Here is a 22,066-nt window from a genome sequence, read left to right on the forward strand (position 1 = left end):
CGAATTTTAGTTAGTGTAATGTCGGTTTGCGGACTTCCGGTGCGGTTGGCTGCTGACGCGCAAAGGTGTCGTGGCACAGCAGTGCGGCAACGCGGACATACTCGATAATCTCCTCCAGAGACATCTCCAGCTCTTCCTGATCTTCGTCTTCATCGTAGCCCAGTTGGGCAATATTACGCAGATCGTCAATCGCTTCCCCGGTTTCGTCTTTCACTTTATCCAGCTTCGGCTGGCTAACGCCAAGGCCGAGAAGGAAGTGGTTGACCCAGCCGGCGAGGGCGTCGGCGCGGTCAAAGACGCTCACCGCATCGCCTTCCGGCAGATACAGTTGAAAGAGGAAGCCGTCGTCATCCAGTGAGTCGCTGATGGCGGAATGCATGTTACGCAGCGCCTGGGCCAGCTCATGGCCGAAGGCGAGACCTTCGTTGGTCAGGTCGTGCACCAGCGGCTGCCAGCTGCTGTCCGTGTTGCCGCCGCACAGTAATCCGCTGATCAAACCGTGCATCTCGGCCGGGGTAAGCCCTACCCCTTGTTGGTTCAGTAACTGGTCTACATCGTTGTAACCAGGCATTTCGTTCTGTATAGACATGCGCATTCGTCATCGTTGGGAGGAATATTCATGGTATGCTACCACTTTGGACCCTGGTGAACCAGAATAGGGCTTGTATCTTCGCACCAGGGTAGCTATAGTGTCGCCCCTTCGCAGACCCGGGTCAGGGTGTGAAGGCAGCGCAGTCAATCAGCAGGAAGGTGGCATGTCTGCACAACCCGTAGATCTCCAAATTTTCGGCCGTTCACTGCGAGTGAATTGCCCGCCTGAACAAAGGGATGCCCTGAATCAGGCAGCTGAAGACCTTAATCAGCGGTTGCAAGATTTAAAAGAACGCACTAGAGTCACAAATACTGAGCAGCTGGTCTTCATCGCCGCGTTGAACATCAGCTATGAGTTGACTCAGGAAAAAGCGAAGACCCGCGACTACGCTTCCAGTATGGAGCAGCGCATTCGCATGCTTCAGCAGACCATCGAGCAAGCATTGCTTGAGCAAGGTCGCATAAGCGAAAGACCAGGGTCGAAGTTTGAATAACACTTTGCAGTTAACTGTGTTAGAGTAATTCCAGGAACAAAATTTCTCTGAGATGTTTGCAAGCGGGCCAGTCCCCTGAGCCGATATTTCATACCACAAGAATGTGGCGCTCCACGGTTGGTGAGCATGCTCGGTCCGTCCGAGAAGCCTTAAAACTGTGACGACACATTCACCTTGAACCAAGGGTTCAAGGGTTACAGCCTGCGGCGGCATCTCGGAGATTCCCTTCCTTACCTCGCATTATTTCCCCACGCCTGTTTTCGGCTGATGCCGCACTGTATTACACTGTTTTCTATTGTTTCGCCTGTTCGCCATGAGACCTGCATGACTCTACAGCCCGATACCCTGCTCTCCCGCCAGCACATTCGCCAGCAGATCCGCGAGCGTCGACGCGCGCTCAGCCCTGAGCAACAGCGGCAGTTTGCCCTGCAGGCCGCAGAGCGGATGATGGCCTGGCCGCCGGTGGTTCTCGCCCACACCGTGGCGCTGTTTCTCTCCTTTGACGGCGAGCTGGACACCCAACCGCTGATCGACCAGCTCTGGCGGGCCGGTAAGCGAGTCTATCTCCCGGTGCTGCATCCGTTTAGCCCCGGTAACCTGCTGTTTTTACATTACCATCCGCAGAGCGAACTGATAGTGAATCGCCTGAAGATCCGCGAACCGAAGCTCGACGTGCGCGACGTGCTGCCGCTCGCTGAACTCGATGTGCTGGTCACCCCGCTGGTGGCCTTCGATGCCGGCGGTCAACGGCTGGGGATGGGTGGCGGTTTTTACGACCGGACGCTGCAAAACTGGCAGCAGTATCGCCTGCAGCCGGTGGGCTACGCGCACGACTGCCAGCAGGTGGACACCCTGCCGAGCGAAGAGTGGGATATCCCGCTGCCGGCGGTGATCACCCCGGGGAAAATCTGGTGTTGGTAGGTACGCGGGGACGAGAAATTCAGCCTGGAAGGTATTAACAAAAAAACGGGCAGGTACGCGACCTGCCCGAGAGGCAAAAATGATTAGAACAGCAGACGGGCGCGGATAGTTCCCGGGATCGCTTTCATTGCCTGCAGCGCCTGCTGGGCAACGTCTTCTTCCGCTTCGATATCAATAACCACGTAGCCCATCTGCGGCGACGTTTGCAGATACTGGGCGGCAATGTTGATGCTCTGCGCGGCGAAGATCTGGTTGATGGCGGTCAGGACGCCCGGCCGGTTCTCATGGATGTGCAGCAGACGGCGTCCGCCGTGCAGCGGCAGAGAAACTTCCGGGAAGTTAACCGCCGACAGGGTTGACCCGTTGTCAGAGTACTTGGCCAGTTTGCCGGCCACTTCCAGACCGATGTTCTCCTGCGCTTCCTGAGTGGAGCCACCGATATGCGGAGTGAGGATCACGTTATCAAATTCGCACAGCGGCGAAGTGAAGGGGTCGCTGTTAGTCGCGGGTTCGGTCGGGAAGACGTCGATTGCCGCCCCGGCCAGATGCTTACTCGCCAGCGCATCGCATAGCGCCGGAATATCCACCACGGTACCGCGGGAGGCGTTGATCAGCAGCGCGCCCGGCTTCATCAGCGCCAGCTCTTCCGCGCCCATCATATTTTTGGTGGAGGCGTTTTCCGGCACGTGCAGGCTGACCACGTCGCTCATGTTCAGCAGGTCGGAGAGATGCTGTACCTGAGTGGCGTTGCCGAGCGGCAGTTTGTTTTCAATATCATAGAAGAAGACATGCATCCCCAGCGATTCCGCCAGAATGCCGAGCTGGGTGCCGATGTGGCCGTAACCGATAATCCCCAGTTTCTTGCCGCGCGCTTCAAAGCTCCCCACCGCCAGCTTATTCCATACGCCGCGATGCGCCTTAGCGTTGGCTTCCGGCACGCCGCGCAGCAGCAGCAGCAGCTCACCGATCACCAACTCGGCCACCGAACGGGTATTGGAGAATGGCGCGTTAAACACCGGAATACCGCGCTTTGCGGCGGCGTCCAGATCGACCTGGTTGGTACCGATGCAGAAGCAGCCGACAGCAACCAGTTTTTCCGCCGCGGCGAAAATCTCTTCAGTCAGGTGGGTACGGGAACGCAGGCCGATGAAATGGGCATCACGGATCGACGCTTTCAGCTGTTCGGAATCCAGCGCGCCTTTATGAAATTCAATGTTGGTGTAACCTGCCGCGCGAAGGCTATCGATTGCCTTTTGATGCACACCTTCAACCAGCAGAAATTTAATCTTGTCTTTTTCCAGTGATACCTTAGCCATTTCCCCGTCCTGTTTTGTCTTAACTGATGTCGTGCTGAACGAAAGTTCGTCTCAGCAACATATCAAAAAAAACTATCGCGGCAATATGAACGTTTGCGTCGCCGTCCTGAAGAAATGTCATTCAGAAGGAAATGGCAGGACAAAACACCAGAAAGATAATGAACGGTAGCGCGTTAATCAGAATGGTTGCACAAATGTGACAGAAGTCACTAAATTGCACCAGGTGAAAAAATATTTGCGAGGGAGCCGGTTGGCTCCCTGCGGACAGACTATTTTACGATGGTTTTCACACCGTCAGCGGTGCCGATCAGCGCCACGTCGGCGCCGCGATTGGCGAACAGCCCTACGGTCACGACGCCAGGAATGCCGTTAATCGCGTTTTCCAGCGCGATAGCATCGAGAATTTCCAGGCCGTGCACGTCAAGGATCACGTTGCCGTTATCGGTCACCACGCCCTGACGGTATTCCGGACGACCGCCCAGCTTGACCAGCTGGCGTGCAACGGCGCTGCGCGCCATCGGAATGACTTCAACCGGCAGCGGGAATTTGCCCAGAATATCGACCTGCTTGGAAGCATCGGCGATGCAGATAAATTTATCGGCCACCGAAGCGATGATCTTCTCACGGGTCAGCGCCGCGCCGCCGCCTTTGATCATCTGCATGTGACCGTTGATCTCATCCGCGCCGTCAACGTAGATCCCCAGGCGATCGACGCTGTTGAGATCGAAGACGGTGATCCCGAGGCTTTTCAGCTTCTCGGTGGAGGCATCGGAGCTGGAGACCGCCCCTTCGATCTGCCCTTTCATGGTGCCCAGCGCGTCAATAAAATGGGCCGCCGTCGAGCCGGTGCCAACGCCCACAATGGTCCCTGGCTGTACGTATTGCAGCGCTGCCCAACCTACCGCTTTTTTCAGTTCATCCTGCGTCATAATCATGGTCCGAGATGTGAATGCCTGTGGCGCATTATAGAACATCGACAGTGGAAATGTCCCTGCGATGCAGATCACACAACAGAGCAGACCAATTTCGTCTGTATCAAATAAAAATTTATGTCATAGTGCGAGATAACGATTAGTTATGGGGGCACGCCAGAATAATGAAACGACCGGACTACAGGACACTACAAGCGCTGGACGCGGTGATTAGAGAACGAGGATTTGAGCGCGCCGCGCAGAAGCTATGTATTACCCAGTCCGCCGTCTCACAGCGAATTAAGCAGCTGGAAAATATGTTCGGCCAGCCGCTGCTGGTACGTACCGTGCCGCCGCGCCCAACCGAGCAAGGACAAAAATTGCTGGCTCTGTTGCGCCAGGTTGAACTGCTGGAAGAGGAGTGGCTGGGCGACGAGCAGACTGGCTCCACGCCGCTGTTGCTGTCGCTGGCGGTGAACGCCGACAGTCTGGCGACCTGGCTGCTGCCGGCGCTGGCTAATGTGCTGTCGGACTCCCCTATTCGTCTCAACCTGCAGGTGGAAGATGAAACCCGCACCCAGGAGCGCCTGCGCCGTGGCGAAGTGGTCGGCGCGGTAAGTATCCAGCCGCAGGCGCTGCCAAGCTGCCTGGTGGATCAGCTCGGCGCGCTCGATTACCTGTTTGTCGCCTCAAAAGAGTTTGCGCAACGCTACTTCCCGAACGGCGTAACGCGTTCGGCGCTGCTGAAAGCGCCGGTCGTCGCCTTCGATCATCTGGACGATATGCATCAGGCCTTTCTGCAGCAAAACTTCGACCTGCCGCCGGGCAGCGTCCCCTGCCATATCGTCAACTCGTCGGAAGCCTTCGTCCAGCTGGCACGCCAGGGCACTACCTGCTGTATGATCCCGCATCTGCAGATCGAAAAAGAGCTCAACAGCGGCGAGCTTATCGATCTCACTCCCGGCCTGTTTCAGCGCCGTATGCTCTACTGGCACCGCTTTGCCCCGGAAAGCCGCATGATGCGGCGGGTGACCGATGCGCTCATCGACTACGGTCACAAGGTGCTGCGTCAGGATTAAACCGCGGGCATAAAAAAAGCCACTTCGCTGAAGTGGCTTTTTTGTTTCTATCGCTTACTGGGCCGGTTTCGGCGCTTCAGCCGGTTTCGCCGGTGCCGCGGCCTGCGCCGGCTGCAGTTCAAACACGACGTCGACCTGGTCGTCAAACTGGATAGTCGCCTGCTCGTAGGTTTCCTGGGCGGAAACCGGCGCAGCGTCAGCGGCCTTCATCATGCGAACCATCGGGCTCGGCTGATAATTAGAGACATGGTAGCGTACGCTGTACACCGGCCCCAGCTTGCTGTGGAAACCTGCGGCCAGCTCCTGCGCCTGGTGCACGGCGTCGTCGATCGCCGCTTTACGCGCTTTATCTTTGTAGGCGTCCGGTTGCGCAACGCCCAGCGAGACGGAGCGAATTTCGTTCAGACCGGCTTTCAGGGCGCCATCCAGCAGACCGTTGAGTTTATCCAGCTGGCGCAAGGTCACTTCGACGGTGCGCACCGCGCGATAGCCTTTCAGAATGCTTTTCCCGTTCTGATAGTCGTAATCAGGTTGGGTACGCAGATTCGCCGAGTTGATGTCTTTTTTCGCAATGCCGCTCTTTTCGAGGAAAGAGAGGTATTGCGCAACGCGATCGTCAGCCTGTTTTTTTGCCGATGCGGCATCTTTTGCCGCCACGTTCACTTCGATCGCCAGGGTAGCGATATCCGGAACCGCCGCAACGCTTGCTGTGCCTGAAGTCACAATGTGCGGACCGTCCGGCAATTCGCTTGCCTGTGCCGCCATCGTGCTAAATCCGAGTGTTGCCGCCAGGGCTAAGACTTTTAACTTCACTGTCGTTTCTCCATGTTACTTAAATCGCCCTTACGGGACGCATGCCAGCAAGCTTAGCGCGTACAGCAGGAAAGTCCATCGGACAACGCTTAGTTGAGCAACGCCTGGATATGGACGACGCCCTCTTTTGCCAGCTGAAACGCAATAAACCACATGACGGTGCCGACCACAATGTTGATGATCCGCTGGGCTCTGGCGGTACGCAGCCGCGGCGCCAGCCAGGCGGCCAACAGCGCCAGACCAAAGAACCACAGGAAAGAGGCGCTAATGGTTCCCAGCGCAAACCAGCGCTTCGGCTCCACCGCCAGCTGGCCTCCCAGGCTGCCCAGCACCACAAACGTATCCAGATAAACGTGCGGATTCAGCCAGGTGACAGCCAGCATAGTGATAATGATTTTCCAGCGCCCCTGCTGCATCGCCTCGGCGCTGGCGAGCTCAAGATTCTGACTGAACGCCGTCTTCATCGCGCCAAAGCCGTACCACAGTAAAAAGGCCACGCCGCCCCAGGTCACGAGCGCCAGTAGCCAGGGGGACTGCATCAGCAGCGCGCTGCCGCCAAAAATGCCGGCGCAGATCAGCAGCAAGTCGCTGACGGCGCACAGCAAGGCAATCATCAGGTGATACTGACGACGGATGCCCTGGTTCATCACGAAAGCATTTTGTGGGCCAAGCGGCAAAATCATTGCCGCTCCCAGGGCAAGGCCCTGAAAGTAATAGGTAAACATAAGGATTTTTCCGCTGTCTTCGAGAGTGGCGCTGACTATAACGCGAATGGATTATTAGCGGAAATTGAAAGTATTAATCATTAATAAGCGAAGCTAATAATGACCCATTAAAAAAGGCCGGCATGGCCGGCCTGAGTCACTGAGTGGTGGTTTACTCGGCTTTTTCCGGCAGGCGCACCACATGAACATCCATCTGCGGATAAGGGAAACTGATGCCATTGGCGTCAAATTCACGCTTGATGCGCTCGAGGATATCCCAGTAGACGTTTTGCAGATCGCTGCTTTTGCTCCACACGCGCACCACGAAGTTCACCGACGAGGCGCCGAGTTCGTTCAGGCGCACCGTCATTTCCCGATCGCGCAGAATACGATCGTCAGATTCGATAATCGAGGTCAGGAGCTGCTTCACCTTGTCGATATCGGCATCGTAAGAGACGCCGATAATAAACTCATTGCGGCGCGCCGGTTCGCGGGAGAAGTTAATGATGTTGCCGGCGATAATTTTGCCGTTCGGCACCACCACGATTTTGCCATCGACGGTGCGCAGGGTCGTGGAGAAAATCTGCACATTCTGTACGGTACCCGCAATGCCGCCGAGATCGACATATTCACCGGCGCGGAACGGGCGGAACATCACCAGCAGTACGCCAGCCGCGAGGTTAGACAGTGACCCCTGCAGCGCCAGACCGACGGCTAAACCCGCGGCGCCCAGTACCGCAATGACCGAGGCGGTCTGCACGCCCACGCGGCCCAGGGCGGCAATCAGCGTAAAGGCGATAACCGCATAGCGCACCAGCGCGGAGAGGAAATCGGCAACGGTGGCGTCAATTTTACGCGCCAGCATCAGGCGGTTGACGGTGTTAGAGACGACGCGCGCCACGATCATCCCGACGATCAGGATAGCGATAGCCGCGACGATGTTGACGGCATAGCTCAGCAGCAGCTCCTGGTTGCGTGCCAGCCACGTCCCGGCGTGGTTGATGCTATCGACAACGTTCAAATCTTCCATTTAACATTCCTTATGAATCCCCCAGGGGGAAGTAAATAACTCAGCCTGCGACAGGGCAGTCAGGTTATAGGGTAAACAATAAGTGCACGTTTTGCCAAATGGATCACAGTTTTCTGCCGCGCTATCCTGTTGTTAAGCTAATAAAAAAGCCCGCATTGCTGCGGGCTTCAGGGTAAGAAACAGATTTTTCTTACAGAACGTCGATCGCGTTCAGCTCTTTAAATGCCTGCTCCAGACGAGTCACCATGGAAGTCTGTGCAGCACGCAGCCATACGCGCGGATCGTAGTATTTCTTGTTCGGCTGGTCTTCGCCTTTCGGGTTGCCCAGCTGGCCCTGCAGGTAAGCTTCGTTAGTTTTGTAGTACTGCAGGATACCGTCCCAGGTTGCCCATTGGGTGTCGGTATCGATGTTCATTTTCACTACGCCGTAGCTAACGGAGTCTTTGATTTCCTGGGCGGAAGAACCGGAACCACCGTGGAAGACGAAGTTCAGGCTGTTGTGCGGCAGGTTGTGTTTCTTGGAAACATATTCCTGAGAGTCGCGCAGGATAGTCGGGGTCAGAACGACGTTACCCGGTTTGTACACGCCGTGTACGTTACCGAAGGAAGCGGCGATGGTGAAGCGCGGGCTGATTTTGCTCAGCTCGGTGTACGCGTAATCCACGTCTTCCGGCTGGGTGTACAGGGCGGAAGCGTCCATGTGGCTGTTGTCCACGCCGTCTTCTTCGCCACCGGTGCAACCCAGTTCGATTTCCAGGGTCATGTCCATTTTGGCCATGCGCGCCAGGTATTTAGAGCAGATTTCGATGTTTTCGTGCAGAGACTCTTCAGACAGGTCGATCATGTGAGAAGAGAACAGCGGTTTGCCGGTAGCGGCGAAGTGTTTTTCACCCGCGTCCAGCAGGCCGTCGATCCACGGCAGCAGTTTCTTCGCGCAGTGGTCAGTGTGCAGGATAACCGGCACGCCGTAGTGCTCAGCCATCTGGTGCACGTGGTGCGCGCCAGAGATAGCGCCGAGGATAGCAGCACCCTGAGGAACGTCAGTTTTCACGCCTTTACCTGCGATGAACGCCGCGCCGCCGTTAGAGAACTGAACGATAACCGGAGAGCGAACTTTCGCAGCAGCTTCCAGAACGGCGTTGATGGAGTCAGTACCTACGCAGTTTACCGCCGGCAGTGCAAAGTTGTTTTCTTTCGCTACCTGGAACACTTTCTGAACGTCGTCGCCAGTGATGACGCCCGGTTTTACGAAATCAAAAATTTTAGACATGTTACTTAGTCCTGTATCTGTATCTTCGACCGTTGAAGAAGGTTCGCGAGCCCTTAAGCGCGCTGAAAAACAGGCGGGTTTCCCCGCCTGAACTGAATTACTGCTTAGCGCGCTCTTCGAGCATCGCTACTGCCGGCAGGACTTTGCCTTCGACGAATTCAAGGAACGCGCCGCCGCCAGTGGAGATGTAGGAAATTTTGTCAGCGATGCCGAACAGGTCGATCGCTGCCAGGGTGTCGCCGCCGCCAGCGATGGAGAAACCTTCGCTGTCCGCGATAGCGTTAGCCACGATTTCAGTCCCTTTACGGAAGTTCGGGAATTCGAATACGCCAACCGGGCCGTTCCACAGGATGGTTTTGGCGTTTTTCAGGATGTCAGCCAGTTTCTGTGCGGAAACGTCGCCGAGGTCCAGAATCTGCTCGTCATCTTTAATGTCGTTAACAGATTTCAGAGTCGCCGTTGCGGTTTCGGAGAACTCGGTCGCGACGCGAACGTCAGTCGGAACCGGGATATCGCAGGTGCTCAGCAGGCGCTTGGCTTCATCAACCAGATCCGCTTCGTACAGGGATTTACCGACGTTGTGGCCCTGAGCGGCAACGAAGGTGTTGGCGATACCGCCGCCGACGATCAGCTGGTCAGCGATTTTAGACAGGGAATCCAGCACGGTCAGTTTGGTGGATACTTTAGAACCACCGACGATAGCGACCATCGGACGAGCCGGCTCTTTCAGCGCTTTACCCAGCGCGTCCAGTTCAGCGGCCAGCAGCGGGCCTGCGCACGCCACGTCAGCAAATTTGCCGATACCGTGGGTGGAAGCCTGCGCGCGGTGCGCGGTACCGAAAGCGTCCATTACGAACACGTCGCACAGCGCGGCGTATTTTTTGGACAGCGCTTCGTCGTCTTTTTTCTCGCCTTTGTTGAAGCGAACGTTTTCCAGCACCACCAGCTCGCCGGCAGCGACTTCCACGCCGTCCAGGTAGTCTTTAACCAGACGTACCGGGCTGGACAGTTTGTCTTTCAGGTAATTAACAACCGGCAGCAGAGAGAATTCTTCGTTGTACTCGCCTTCGGTCGGACGACCCAGGTGAGAAGTAACCATGACTTTCGCGCCCTGCTTCAGCGCCAGTTCAATGGTCGGCAGAGATGCACGGATACGTGCGTCGCTGGTTACTTTCCCGTCTTTAACTGGTACGTTCAGATCCGCACGGATAAAAACGCGTTTACCAGCCAGATCCAGATCGGTCATCTTAATTACAGACATGGTGAATCCTCTCGTTGATTCATAAAGTTTTGTCGACGTTTACGCGTCGAACCTGAAACCAATAGCCGCCATCGCTAACGTCGTGTCGAGCATTCGGTTAGCAAAGCCCCATTCGTTATCGCACCAGACCAGCGTTTTGATCAGATGCGCGCCACTGACCCGGGTTTGCGTGCCATCGACGATGGCGCTGTGCGGATCGTGGTTAAAATCTGTTGAGACCAACGGTAATTCCGTATAGTCAACTATACCATGAAATGCACCTTGTGCTGCTTTTTGCAGCAACTGGTTGACTTCACATGCTTTTACCGGTTTTTTGACCGTCACGCTCAGGTCAATTGCCGTCACGTTTATCGTCGGCACCCGCACGGCAATCGCTTCAAAACGGTCATTAAACTGCGGGAAAATACGGGTGATCCCTGCCGCCAGTTTGGTATCCACCGGAATGATCGACTGGCTGGCCGCTCGGGTACGCCGGAGATCCGGATGGTAGGCGTCAATCACCTGCTGGTCATGCATCGCCGAGTGAATGGTGGTGACGGTGCCGGACTCGATGCCATAGGCATCATCTAACAGTTTAATGATCGGAATAATGCAGTTGGTGGTGCAGGAGGCGTTGGAGACAATGCGATGCTCGGCGCGGAGTTCATCCTGATTGACGCCGTACACCACCGTCGCGTCGAGGTCGTTGCCGCCGGGATGGGAGAAGAGCACTTTCTTCGCCCCAGCCTGCAGGTGCGCCTCACCGTGTTCACGGCTCCCGTAAACGCCGGTGCAGTCGAGCACCACGTCTACCGCCAGCTCGCGCCAGGGCAGCGCCGCAATGGTCGGCTCGTGCAGCAGACGGATGGCATCATCGCCAACAAACAGCTGCTCGCGCTCCTGACGAACATCCCAGGCGAAACGGCCATGGCTGGTGTCATATTTCAACAAATGCGCGATGCCCGCAGCATCCGCCAGCTCATTGATAGCCACCACGGTGATTTCCGCACGGCGCCCGGATTCATATAGCGCACGAACCACGTTGCGTCCAATACGACCGAAGCCATTAATCGCGATGCGAATGGTCATAGATCTCCTGCAAGGCTGTCCCTGTTATGAGGTGGCTGACAGAGTAATCCAGCTACGCTCTGAGGGAAACCTTACCAGCTGCAAACTGCGACTGATTGATTAATTGTCGAACATTTAAACGACTGAAACGCTTCAGCTAGAATAAGCCAAACGAGGAATAAAAGGAATGTTTGTCCAGCGCAATAAACCAGCTATATGACTCACATCACATTTTCGCTGGAATAATTTACAACCGTATTACATGGTTCAGGAATAGCGGATACAAAAAGCCGGGTGGCGAGGTAAAAGCAAAACGGTAACCCATGGGTTACCGTTTTTGGCGTTTGCACCCTTTCCTGTGGGAGAGGGTTGGGGGGCGGGCATCAGCCCGCACCGTAACCGCAATTACAGCAGCGCTTTCGCTTTAGCGACCACGTTGTCGACGGTGAAGCCGAACTCTTCGAACAGCTGCTCAGCCGGCGCAGACTCACCGAAGGTGGTCATGCCAACGATCGCCCCGTTCAGGCCAACGTATTTGAACCAGTAATCAGCAATACCCGCTTCCACGGCAACGCGCGCGGTCACGGCTTTCGGCAGTACGGATTCACGGTAGGCCGCATCCTGCTTGTCGAACGCGTCGGTGGACGGCATGGAGACCACGCGCGCCTTCACGCCTTCGGCGGTCAGTTTGTCCCACGCGGCCACCGCCAGCTCCACTTCGGAACCGGTGGCGATGAAGATCAGCTCCGGCTGGCCGGCGCAATCTTTCAGCACGTAACCGCCGCGGGCCACGTTCGCCAGCTGCTCTTCGGTACGCTCCTGCTGCGCCAGGTTCTGACGGGAGAGGATCAGCGCGGTCGGACCGTCCTGACGCTCGACGCCATATTTCCACGCAATCGCGGATTCAACCTGGTCACACGGACGCCAGGTGGACATGTTCGGCGTTACGCGCAGAGAAGCCACCTGCTCTACCGGCTGGTGAGTCGGGCCATCTTCGCCCAGACCGATGGAGTCGTGGGTGTAGACCATCACCTGACGCTGTTTCATCAGCGCGGCCATACGTACCGCGTTACGCGCGTATTCCACGAACATCAGGAAGGTGGAGGTGTACGGCAGGAAGCCGCCGTGCAGCGCGATACCGTTGGCGATAGCGGTCATACCGAACTCACGCACGCCGTAGTGAATGTAGTTACCCGCGGTGTCTTCGTTGATCGGCTTAGAACCAGACCACAGGGTCAGGTTGGACGGCGCCAGGTCAGCGGAACCGCCGAGGAATTCCGGCAGCAGCGGACCGAAAGCTTCGATGGCGTTCTGAGAGGCTTTACGGCTGGCGATTTTCGCCGGGTTGGCCTGCAGCTTCGCGATGAACTCGTTGGCTTTCGCGTCGAAGTCAGACGGCATCTCGCCTTTCATACGACGGGTGAATTCGGCTGCTTCCTGCGGGAAGGCTTTGGCGTAAGCAGCGAACTTCTCATTCCATGCCGCTTCTTTCGCCTGACCGGCTTCTTTGGCATCCCACTGCGCATAGATGTCAGACGGGATGTCAAACGGCGCGTGGTTCCAGCCCAGCGCTTCGCGGGTCAGGGCGATTTCGGCGTCGCCCAGCGGCGCGCCGTGGGAGTCGTGGGTACCGGCTTTGTTCGGCGAACCGAAGCCGATGATGGTTTTGCACATCAGCAGGGACGGTTTGTCGGTGACCGCGCGCGCTTCTTCTACTGCGCGTTTGATGGCGTCAGCGTCGTGACCGTCAACGCCGCGCACCACGTGCCAGCCGTAGGCTTCAAAGCGTTTGGCGGTATCGTCGGTGAACCAGCCTTCAACGTGGCCGTCGATGGAGATGCCGTTGTCATCATAGAAGGCCACCAGTTTGCCCAGCTTCAGGGTACCGGCCAGGGAGCACACTTCGTGAGAAATGCCTTCCATCATGCAGCCGTCGCCCATGAAGGCGTAGGTGTAGTGGTCGACGATGTCGTGGCCCGGACGGTTGAACTGCGCCGCCAGAGTTTTCTCGGCGATAGCCATCCCGACCGCGTTAGCGATACCCTGGCCCAGCGGACCGGTGGTGGTTTCCACGCCCGCAGTGTAGCCGACTTCCGGGTGGCCCGGCGTTTTGGAGTGCAGCTGGCGGAAGTTTTTCAGCTCTTCAATCGGCAGATCGTAGCCAGTGAGGTGCAGCAGGCTGTAAATCAGCATCGAACCATGGCCATTGGACAGTACAAAACGGTCACGGTCAGCCCAGGCCGGATTGTTCGGGTTATGGTTCAGGAAATCACGCCACAGCACTTCGGCAATGTCAGCCATACCCATCGGGGCACCCGGGTGGCCGGATTTGGCTTTCTGTACAGCGTCCATGCTCAGCGCACGAATAGCGTTAGCAAGCTCTTTACGTGAGGACATTTTGACTCCAGTTCGGACTGTTGAAGGCCATGCCCTTAACGACTTGACGAGAGCGCGTTTTGGGCTACGCCGGAAAAAAGTGTGAACAATGTAACCCAAGCGACAAGTCATGTACATGGAGCATCCTTTTGCCCTTTAAGAAATCTCTGGAACAGGTTGTGCTACGCCGGAATCCGCTCGCCCGCATCCTGCGATACTCTTTATAATTTACGCAGAATACGGTTCCCTGCCGTCGCCGTATTGTCGGATAAACAACCATAAGATTGTGGAAGATAAAAAATGAAAATTCGCTCAACCGTACTTGCTCTTGGGATCGCAGCAACGCTCACCGGATGTCAGAACATGGACTCCAACGGCCTGCTCAGCTCAGGGGCCGAAGCCTTCCAGGCATACTCTCTCAGCGACGCGCAGGTGAAAACCTTAAGCGACCAGGCCTGTAAAGAGATGGACGCCAAAGCGAAAATCGCCCCGGCCAGCAGTGAATACAGCCAGCGGCTGAACAAAATCGCGGCCGCGCTGGGCGATAACATCAATGGTCAGCCCGTGAACTACAAGGTCTATGAGACCAAGGATGTCAACGCCTTCGCCATGGCTAACGGCTGCATCCGCGTCTACAGCGGGCTGATGGATCTGATGAACGATAATGAAGTCGAGGCGGTGATCGGCCACGAAATGGGCCACGTCGCGCTGGGCCATGTGAAGAAAGGCATGCAGGTCGCCCTGGGCACCAACGCCGTGCGCGCGGCGGCGGCCTCCGCCGGCGGCATCGTCGGCAGCTTGTCCCAGTCGCAGCTCGGCGATCTGGGTGAAAAACTGGTGAACTCGCAGTTCTCCCAGCGCCAGGAGTCGGAAGCGGATGACTACTCTTACGACCTGCTGCGTAAGCGCGGCATCAATCCGTCGGGACTGGCCACCAGCTTCGAGAAACTGGCCAAGCTGGAAGCCGGCCGTCAGAGCTCGATGTTTGACGATCACCCGGCCTCAGAAGCGCGCGCCCAGCATATTCGCGATCGCATGAAGGCCGACGGGATTAAATAATCGCCAGCGGGAGGCATGACTGCCTCCCTTTTATATCTGCCAGTAAAAATATTTAGCCGCATCAATTGATAACTTAAGCGCACAAACCGTTAATTATTATTTCACCTCGTCGCAGCCAATTATTTTATATGCTGTTACTCAGCAAAATATTATTTGGCAAATGAAAAACGGCGTACACAATCCGCCTTTCAGAAGCGGGTTAGACCAAATATTAAATAGTCCACCCCTCTTCGCCAAACCTGGCCGGCGCGCGCCACACCGCTTGTTTCCTGCCGATACCATTGCTCACACAATGATTGCTTTTGACATTATTTCAGGAGAATATCGCGATTGCAGTGATTCCCTTGAATATATCGACAGACAGAGAAGTGCCCTCAGTGAAAAAAGAATTATCATTCATCGCACTTGGCATTATTGCCGCCGCGCCGGCTTTCGCCAGCCAACAATCTACCAGCCAGGGCTTTATTGAAGACAGCCATCTGGATCTCTTTTTACGTAACGCGTATATCAAACGCGATTATCGCGATGGGCTGCCGGATAAAGCCGAATGGGGCCAGGGAATTATCGCCACCTTCGAATCCGGCTTTACCGAGGGGCCGGTCGGCTTCGGCGTGGACGGCATCGCCCAGTACGCCGTGCGCCTCGACGGCGGCCGCGGCCGCAGCGGCGCGGGCGGGATCGACTTTTTCGCCCAGGATGACGACGGCCGGGCAAAATCCGACCTCGCGAAATTCGGCGCCACCGGCAAAATGCGCTTTTCGAATACCGTGCTCAGCTACGGCAGTCTGCGCCCGATGTTGCCTATTGTCTACGCCGACGACTCGCGCCTGCTCTACGAGAGCTATACCGGCACCATGCTGACCTCACGCGAAATCGACGGTCTGGAAATTAACGCCGGCTACCTGACCGATCAGCAGCGTAAAAGCGACGACAGCCATAACAGCGGTCTGAAAAGCCTGTCCTTCGGCGGCGCCAGCTACCGGTTCAACGACCAGCTCAGCGGCGCGCTGTACGCGTCGCATGTCGAAGATGTGCTGAACAAACAGTATCTCGGCCTGAACTATCAGCAGCCGTTCGCCGCCAACCAACAGCTGGTTCTCGACTTCAACGGCTATCACTCACGCCTGGATCAGCAATATGCCGATGCCAATGACACCGGACGCAGCAACAATATCTGGAGCCTGGCCGCCAGCTACATCTGGGATATCCATACCTTTAAGGTCGCTTACCAGCAAAGCAGCGGCAGCACCGGCTACCACTACGGCGGCTACCAGAACCAGGGCGGCGTCGGCGATGGCGGGAACACCATCTGGCTGGCCAACTCCTACTGGTCTGATTTTAACGGCGAAGATGAACGCTCCTGGCAGGCATCGTATGGGCTGGATTTTGCCGGGCTGGGGCTACCGGGGCTGACCTGGACCACCGCCTACGTGCGCGGGGATAACATAAAAACGTCAGAGACCAGCAACGGCAAAGAACATGAATGGTTCAACCAGGTTCAATATCAGGTGCAAAACGGGGCGGCGAAAGATTTGAAATTCAGGCTCCGCTATTCGGTACTGCGGGTTTCCAGCAACGCCAGCGACTATAACGTCAGCGGTAATGAAGTACGCTTCTACGTCGAATATCCATTTAACGTGTTTTAAGCACGTGATGAACCCTCTCCTGCGGGTCGGCCCTCTCCCGGCCCGCAGGAGCAACCGTCCGGCGCCTTGATTAACCCCCTGTGCCGTGCGGTACCCTCTCCCCGGAAGGGAGAGGGTTGGGGTGACCTCGGGTTATTCGCCCTTCTTCGCCGCCTGGATGTACAGCATCTCCAGCGCGAGGGTCGCCGCCGCCAGGGCGGTGATTTCGGACTGATCGTAGGCCGGGGCGACCTCCACCACGTCCATCCCGACGATGTTCAGATCCTTCAGACCGCGCACCAGCTTGATCGCGCGGTCAGAGGTGAGCCCACCGATAACCGGGGTACCGGTTCCTGGCGCAAACGCCGGATCCAGGCAGTCGATATCAAAGGTCAGGTACACCGGCATATCGCCAACGATCTGCTTCACCTGGGCAATCACGTCATCGACGCTGCGGTCGTTAACCTGGCCCGCATCAAGCACGGTGAAACCGTTATCTTTATCGAATTCGGTGCGAATACCGATCTGTACGGAGTGGTTCGGATCGATGAGCCCTTCGTTCGGCGCGGTGTAGAACATGGTGCCGTGGTCGAACTCGCAGCCGTTGGCGTAAGTGTCGGTGTGGGCATCGAAGTGCACCAGCGCCATTTTACCGAAGTGCTTGGCGTGGGCGCGCAGCAGCGGCAGCGTAACGAAGTGGTCGCCGCCAAAGGAGAGCATGCGCTTGCCGGCCGCCAGCAGCTTCTCGGCGTGGGCCTGCAGCTTCTCGCTCATTTCGCGCGCGTCGCCGAAGGCGTACACCAGATCCCCGCAGTCAACCACGTTCAGGCGTTCGCGCATGTCGAAGTTCCACGGAAAACGGTTGTGCTCCCAGGCGAGATTGGTGGAAACCTGACGGATCGCCGCCGGGCCATGACGGCCGCCCGCGCGCCCGGAGGTCGCCATATCGAACGGGACGCCAGTGATCACCCAGTCAGCATCGCTGTCGTAGGGCATGAAATTCATCGGCAGACGCAGGAAGCCAAAGGCATTGGATACCAGGGAGTTATCGTATTGATGACCTAAAGTGCTCATGGATATGACCTCTTTTCACAGTCGTGGAACGTAAAAAATAAGTATAAAAAAACCCCTCCGCGTCGTTAGGCCCGACGAGGAAGGGTTTGATAGATAAATCGCTTATTGGCGTGAATTATCGCCGGTAATGCATACGGGTTCAAGTGAGTATCGCCTTCTGCCGGATGACGGCTTCGCCTTGGGCGGCCGCCATACGCAGGCCCGGTAAGCGCAACGCCACCGGGCATCAGCGGTTACTCGTCTTCCAGATAAGTGTACCCGTACAGACCCGCCTCGAACTCTTCGAGGAACTGCTGCTGCAGCGCGTCGTCCAGGCCGGTGTTTTTCACCTGATCGCGGAACTGGGTCAGCAGCGTGTTGGGATCCAGCTGCACGTACTGCAGCATATCCGCCACGGTATCGCCCTCGTCGGACAGCTCAACCTCAACGCTACCGTCAGGGAAGACGAACACGTCTACCGCCTCGGTATCGCCGAACAGGTTGTGCATGTTGCCAAGGATTTCCTGATAGGCGCCGACCATAAAGAAGCCCAGCATCGGCGGGTTCTCCGGGTCATATTCCGGCATCGGCATGGTGGTGGCGATCCCGTCGCCGTCCACGTAGTGATCGATGGCGCCATCCGAGTCGCAGGTGATGTCCAGCAGCACCGCGCGGCGCTCCGGCGACTTGTTCAGCCCTTCCAGCGGCATCACCGGGAACAGCTGATCGATCCCCCACGCATCCGGCATCGACTGGAACAGCGAGAAGTTGACGTAGATTTTATCCGCCATGCGCTCCTGCAGCTCATCAATAATCGGGCGATGGGCGCGGTTGCTCGGGTCGAGTTGCTTCTGCACTTCATGACACATGTTCAGATACAGCTGTTCTGCCCAAGCGCGCTCCTGCAGGTTGAAAGTGCCGGAGGAGTAGCCGATATGGATATCGTGCAGGTCCATCTGGCTGTCGTGCAGCCATTCGCGCAGCGAGCGGCGATTGCCGGTTTCGTGCATCTCCAGCCAGGTTTCCCACATGCTCTGCAGCGGGCGCGCGGCGTCTTCCGCCGGCGGGGTCGCCTCGGTGTATTCGTTGCGCTCCACGCCGATGATGTTGGAAACCAGCACGGTGTGGTGCGCGGTCACCGCGCGGCCGGACTCGGTGATCACCGTCGGGTGCGGCAGGCCGTTCTCTTCGCAGGCGTCGCCGATGGCCCAGATGATATTGTTAGCGTATTCGTTCAGGCCGTAGTTCACCGAGCAGTCAGACTGCGAGCGGGTGCCTTCGTAATCCACGCCCAGGCCGCCGCCGACGTCGAAGCACTGGATATTGACGCCCAGCTTATGCAACTCGACGTAGAAACGCGCCGATTCACGCACGCCGGTGGCGATATCGCGAATGTTAGCCATTTGCGAGCCGAGGTGGAAGTGCAGCAGCTGCAGGCTGTCGAGGTGTCCTGCGGCACGCAGGATCTCCACCAGCTGCAGAACCTGGGTCGCCGCGAGGCCGAACTTGGACTTCTCGCCGCCGGAAGACTGCCATTTACCGGACCCCTGCGAGGCCAGACGCGCACGCACGCCAAGGCGCGGCACCACGTTCAGGCGCTCGGCCTCTTCCAGCACGATGGCGATCTCCGACATCTTCTCGATGACCAGATAGACCTTGTGGCCCATCTTCTCGCCCACCAGCGCCAGGCGGATGTATTCGCGGTCTTTATAGCCGTTACAGACGATGACGCTGCGGGTCATCCCGGCGTGCGCCAGCACGGCCATCAGTTCCGCTTTCGAACCGGCTTCCAGACCCAGCGGCTCGCCGGAATGGATCAGCGATTCGATGACGCGGCGATGCTGGTTCACCTTGATCGGGTAGACCAGGAAGTAATCGCCGTTATAGCCGTAGGATTCGCGCGCGCGCTTGAATGCAGCGTTGATTGAGCGCAGGCGGTGCTGCAGGATCTGCGGGAAGCAGAACAGCGCCGGCAAGCGTTGCCCTTGCGCTTCGCGCGCTTTGACTAATTCAGCGAGGTCAACGCGCGCTTCCGGGACGTCCGGATCCGGGCAAACGCTGATGTGGCCCAGTTCGTTGACGTCATAATAGTTATTGCCCCACCAGGCAATATTATAAGTACGCAGCATCTTGCTGGCTTCCTGGGAGCTCATCGCTACCTCCTGCATGGAACGTAGTACACCGTGTTCGCCTGCTGACGAAGGCGAAACCATAGACATGTCGTCAGACATAGCGAACCTCAATTTTTAATAATAAGTGTAAGACAGTTAACTACTATCGCAGTCCAAAGATGCGATAACAACCCATGAACAGTCCTAAAGCCCAGCACTATCTGCTGGTTTTGCGACTGCGCGACCGGTTTCTTATTCATATCATCGTAAAACACGTAGCCGAACAGAGTATGACAGTCCGGAGAAACCACGAGAAAACTCTTGCCAGGCAAGAGCGCCCTTGTTCAGTTTTCTGACGACCGACCGGCCCTGGAATCCTGAGAAGCGCCGAGATGGGGTGAACATCGGCTGGTTTGCATGAGAGAGATGCAGGTTGCGGAGTGCTGACGCGCGACAGAACGACGCGACGAATCAAGCGAAAAACGTTGGTTCATTATCTGGTATCACCTCCACACCGCCCTGGGTCAGGGTCGGCGACAAGCCAAAGCTATACATACCGGGCAACAGGCGCTATGCCGTTGCGAGATTCTGTAAATACAGACTGCTTAACCCGGCTGGAAGTGGCACCACGGGGAGATCCCCGTGCGCTTTTTTAATGAGCCGCGCGCGGCGTTTTATACCGAGAAGCGGGGTAAAAAGCAAAATAAAAATGTGTAGGTTTGCGCGGTTGTCAGGAAAATTTGCCAGGCGAGTTTTCCGATAAATGCGACCGCCATCAAAAAAGGCTGGAAATGGGCTTAAGATTTGACCTAAAATAGCCGTCCAGAAGTTAATCCGTCTATACTGATTAACACTCAGACTGCTCGTGTCGCTACCTGCGCGGCTTTGCGCTGATTATCCACCAAAGCCACATTACACAACAGTATGAGCTATCCGAATCGTCCACAGGTGAAATAAAATATGGCAAAACACCTTTTTACGTCTGAGTCCGTATCAGAAGGGCATCCTGACAAAATTGCTGACCAAATCTCTGATGCCGTGCTGGATGCGATCCTCGAGCAGGATCCGAAAGCGCGTGTCGCATGTGAAACCTATGTCAAAACTGGCATGGTGCTGGTAGGCGGCGAAATCACCACCAGCGCATGGGTTGACATCGAAGAGATCACCCGCAACACCGTCCGCGAAATTGGCTACGTGCATTCCGATATGGGTTTTGACGCCAACTCGTGTGCCGTACTGAGCGCCATTGGTAAACAGTCTCCGGACATCAACCAGGGCGTTGACCGTGCCGATCCGCTGGAACAGGGCGCAGGCGACCAGGGGCTGATGTTTGGCTACGCCACCAACGAAACCGACGTGCTGATGCCGGCGCCGGTGACCTACGCTCACCGTCTGGTGCAGCGCCAGGCTGAAGTACGTAAAAACGGCACCCTGCCGTGGCTGCGTCCGGATGCGAAAAGCCAGGTGACCTTCCAGTATGACGACGGCAAAATCGTCGGCATCGACGCGGTGGTGCTGTCCACGCAGCACGCGGAAGATATCGACCAGAAATCGCTGCAGGAAGCGGTGATGGAAGAGATCATCAAACCGATTCTGCCAACCGAATGGCTGAGCGCGTCCACTAAATTCTTCATCAACCCAACCGGCCGTTTCGTTATCGGCGGCCCGATGGGCGACTGCGGTCTGACCGGTCGTAAGATCATCGTCGATACCTACGGCGGCATGGCTCGTCACGGCGGCGGCGCCTTCTCCGGTAAGGATCCATCTAAAGTTGACCGTTCCGCAGCCTATGCGGCGCGCTATGTGGCGAAAAACATCGTTGCCGCAGGCCTGGCTGACCGTTGCGAAATTCAGGTTTCCTACGCCATCGGCGTTGCAGAGCCGACTTCCATCATGGTGGAAACCTTTGGTACAGAAAAAGTGCCTTCTGAACAGCTGACCCTGCTGGTGCGCGAGTTCTTCGACCTGCGTCCGTACGGCCTGATTCAGATGCTGGATCTGCTGCACCCGATCTACAAAGAAACCGCTGCCTACGGTCACTTTGGTCGCGAACATTTCCCATGGGAAAAAACCGACAAAGCGGCCCTGCTGCGTGAAGCGGCTGGTCTGAAATAATCTCCCCCGCTTCCACTCTTCAAGGCCAGCCTCGCGCTGGCCTTTTTATGTCCGTTACCCACCCTCCCATGCCCTGCTTCAGCGAACCGCGGCGATGCAATGAAAGCGATTACATCATGACAATGGTCGATTGCTGCCTGCAAGCGCCTTCTCATGCGCGCATTTTTCACAATGTTACATATTGTTTCGGTTAACTCTGATTACCGTTTTTAAAATTGTCGTCTATCCTTATTTATATTGCTGATTTAAAAAGCATTTAATGAATTACGTTTCTTTACCTTTGTGGAAAC

General features: G+C 56.6%; 20 protein-coding genes and 1 other RNA gene. 7 read left to right on the top strand and 14 right to left on the bottom strand.

Annotated features, from left to right (window positions below):
* Positions 1 to 10: 10 nt before the first annotated feature.
* A complete protein-coding gene (locus tag AC6CWS_RS16820) occupies positions 11 to 589 on the bottom strand; it encodes a YecA/YgfB family protein (protein ID WP_002916486.1) in 579 nt (192 codons plus the stop codon).
* 166 nt (positions 590 to 755) lie between these two features.
* Between AC6CWS_RS16820 and zapA the strand changes: the two genes are divergently transcribed.
* The 3 genes from zapA to AC6CWS_RS16835 all read left to right on the top strand — a co-directional run bounded on the left by zapA (position 756) and on the right by AC6CWS_RS16835 (position 2,006).
* A complete protein-coding gene (gene zapA / locus AC6CWS_RS16825; RefSeq protein ID WP_004205298.1) occupies positions 756 to 1,085 on the top strand; it encodes a cell division protein ZapA in 330 nt (109 codons plus the stop codon).
* A gap of 41 nt (positions 1,086 to 1,126) precedes the next feature.
* A non-coding RNA gene (gene ssrS / locus AC6CWS_RS16830) (6S RNA) lies at positions 1,127 to 1,310 on the top strand.
* Positions 1,311 to 1,409: 99 nt separating this feature from the next.
* On the top strand, positions 1,410 to 2,006 hold the full coding sequence (locus AC6CWS_RS16835) for a 5-formyltetrahydrofolate cyclo-ligase (protein WP_044524691.1): 597 nt from the start codon (positions 1,410 to 1,412) through the stop codon (positions 2,004 to 2,006).
* 83 nt (positions 2,007 to 2,089) lie between these two features.
* Here the strand turns inward: AC6CWS_RS16835 and serA are convergent, their stop codons facing one another.
* Together serA and rpiA are read right to left on the bottom strand one after the other, a co-directional pair.
* Positions 2,090 to 3,322, bottom strand: a complete 1,233-nt coding sequence (gene serA, locus AC6CWS_RS16840) for a phosphoglycerate dehydrogenase (RefSeq protein WP_043520934.1) — start codon at positions 3,320 to 3,322, stop codon at positions 2,090 to 2,092.
* A gap of 269 nt (positions 3,323 to 3,591) precedes the next feature.
* The gene (rpiA, locus tag AC6CWS_RS16845; RefSeq protein WP_002916495.1) at positions 3,592 to 4,251 is read right to left on the bottom strand and encodes a ribose-5-phosphate isomerase RpiA; all 660 of its coding nucleotides are present in this window, start codon (positions 4,249 to 4,251) and stop codon (positions 3,592 to 3,594) included.
* 167 nt (positions 4,252 to 4,418) lie between these two features.
* On the opposite strand from rpiA, the gene argP reads away from it, so the two are divergent.
* Positions 4,419 to 5,312: a DNA-binding transcriptional regulator ArgP gene (gene argP / locus AC6CWS_RS16850; protein ID WP_002916497.1), complete on the top strand. Its 894-nt coding sequence runs from the start codon at positions 4,419 to 4,421 to the stop codon at positions 5,310 to 5,312.
* A 54-nt stretch (positions 5,313 to 5,366) separates the two neighbouring features.
* Here the strand turns inward: argP and AC6CWS_RS16855 are convergent, their stop codons facing one another.
* From AC6CWS_RS16855 to tkt, 7 genes are all read right to left on the bottom strand, one after another.
* Entirely contained in the window at positions 5,367 to 6,125 is a 759-nt protein-coding gene (locus AC6CWS_RS16855) for an oxidative stress defense protein (protein WP_023290983.1), read from the bottom strand.
* Positions 6,126 to 6,214: 89 nt separating this feature from the next.
* Complete coding sequence (argO, locus tag AC6CWS_RS16860) at positions 6,215 to 6,850, bottom strand: arginine exporter ArgO (RefSeq protein ID WP_065883840.1); 636 nt, start codon at positions 6,848 to 6,850, stop codon at positions 6,215 to 6,217.
* A 151-nt stretch (positions 6,851 to 7,001) separates the two neighbouring features.
* The gene (locus AC6CWS_RS16865; RefSeq protein ID WP_023290985.1) at positions 7,002 to 7,859 is read right to left on the bottom strand and encodes a small-conductance mechanosensitive channel MscS; all 858 of its coding nucleotides are present in this window, start codon (positions 7,857 to 7,859) and stop codon (positions 7,002 to 7,004) included.
* Positions 7,860 to 8,049: 190 nt separating this feature from the next.
* Entirely contained in the window at positions 8,050 to 9,129 is a 1,080-nt protein-coding gene (gene fbaA, locus AC6CWS_RS16870) for a class II fructose-bisphosphate aldolase (RefSeq protein WP_008806452.1), read from the bottom strand.
* A 97-nt stretch (positions 9,130 to 9,226) separates the two neighbouring features.
* Positions 9,227 to 10,390, bottom strand: a complete 1,164-nt coding sequence (pgk, locus tag AC6CWS_RS16875) for a phosphoglycerate kinase (protein ID WP_023290986.1) — start codon at positions 10,388 to 10,390, stop codon at positions 9,227 to 9,229.
* A gap of 39 nt (positions 10,391 to 10,429) precedes the next feature.
* A complete protein-coding gene (epd, locus tag AC6CWS_RS16880; protein ID WP_004205289.1) occupies positions 10,430 to 11,458 on the bottom strand; it encodes an erythrose-4-phosphate dehydrogenase in 1,029 nt (342 codons plus the stop codon).
* Between the two features lie 384 nt (positions 11,459 to 11,842).
* The gene (tkt, locus tag AC6CWS_RS16885; RefSeq protein WP_023290987.1) at positions 11,843 to 13,834 is read right to left on the bottom strand and encodes a transketolase; all 1,992 of its coding nucleotides are present in this window, start codon (positions 13,832 to 13,834) and stop codon (positions 11,843 to 11,845) included.
* 279 nt (positions 13,835 to 14,113) lie between these two features.
* On the opposite strand from tkt, the gene loiP reads away from it, so the two are divergent.
* Together loiP and AC6CWS_RS16895 are read left to right on the top strand one after the other, a co-directional pair.
* Positions 14,114 to 14,872, top strand: coding sequence for a metalloprotease LoiP (gene loiP / locus AC6CWS_RS16890; protein ID WP_017899781.1), 759 nt, complete (start codon positions 14,114 to 14,116; stop codon positions 14,870 to 14,872).
* Between the two features lie 377 nt (positions 14,873 to 15,249).
* Entirely contained in the window at positions 15,250 to 16,518 is a 1,269-nt protein-coding gene (locus AC6CWS_RS16895) for an OprD family outer membrane porin (RefSeq protein WP_065882673.1), read from the top strand.
* Positions 16,519 to 16,650: 132 nt separating this feature from the next.
* Here the strand turns inward: AC6CWS_RS16895 and speB are convergent, their stop codons facing one another.
* From speB to yqgG, 4 genes are all read right to left on the bottom strand, one after another.
* The gene (speB, locus tag AC6CWS_RS16900) at positions 16,651 to 17,571 is read right to left on the bottom strand and encodes an agmatinase (protein ID WP_004205166.1); all 921 of its coding nucleotides are present in this window, start codon (positions 17,569 to 17,571) and stop codon (positions 16,651 to 16,653) included.
* Between the two features lie 233 nt (positions 17,572 to 17,804).
* Entirely contained in the window at positions 17,805 to 19,781 is a 1,977-nt protein-coding gene (gene speA, locus AC6CWS_RS16905; RefSeq protein WP_004205167.1) for a biosynthetic arginine decarboxylase, read from the bottom strand.
* Between the two features lie 8 nt (positions 19,782 to 19,789).
* On the bottom strand, positions 19,790 to 19,921 hold the full coding sequence (gene yqgB / locus AC6CWS_RS16910; RefSeq protein WP_002916578.1) for an acid stress response protein YqgB: 132 nt from the start codon (positions 19,919 to 19,921) through the stop codon (positions 19,790 to 19,792).
* A gap of 84 nt (positions 19,922 to 20,005) precedes the next feature.
* Positions 20,006 to 20,155 carry a small protein YqgG gene (gene yqgG / locus AC6CWS_RS16915; RefSeq protein ID WP_418272254.1) on the bottom strand — a complete coding sequence of 50 codons (150 nt, stop codon included), beginning with the start codon at positions 20,153 to 20,155 and terminating at the stop codon, positions 20,006 to 20,008.
* A gap of 466 nt (positions 20,156 to 20,621) precedes the next feature.
* Here yqgG and metK point away from each other — a divergent pair, with 466 nt between their 5' ends.
* Entirely contained in the window at positions 20,622 to 21,776 is a 1,155-nt protein-coding gene (gene metK / locus AC6CWS_RS16920; RefSeq protein WP_004205170.1) for a methionine adenosyltransferase, read from the top strand.
* The last annotated feature ends 290 nt before the right edge of the window (positions 21,777 to 22,066 follow it).

The sequence above is a fragment of the Klebsiella sp. M041 genome (assembly GCF_059759695.1).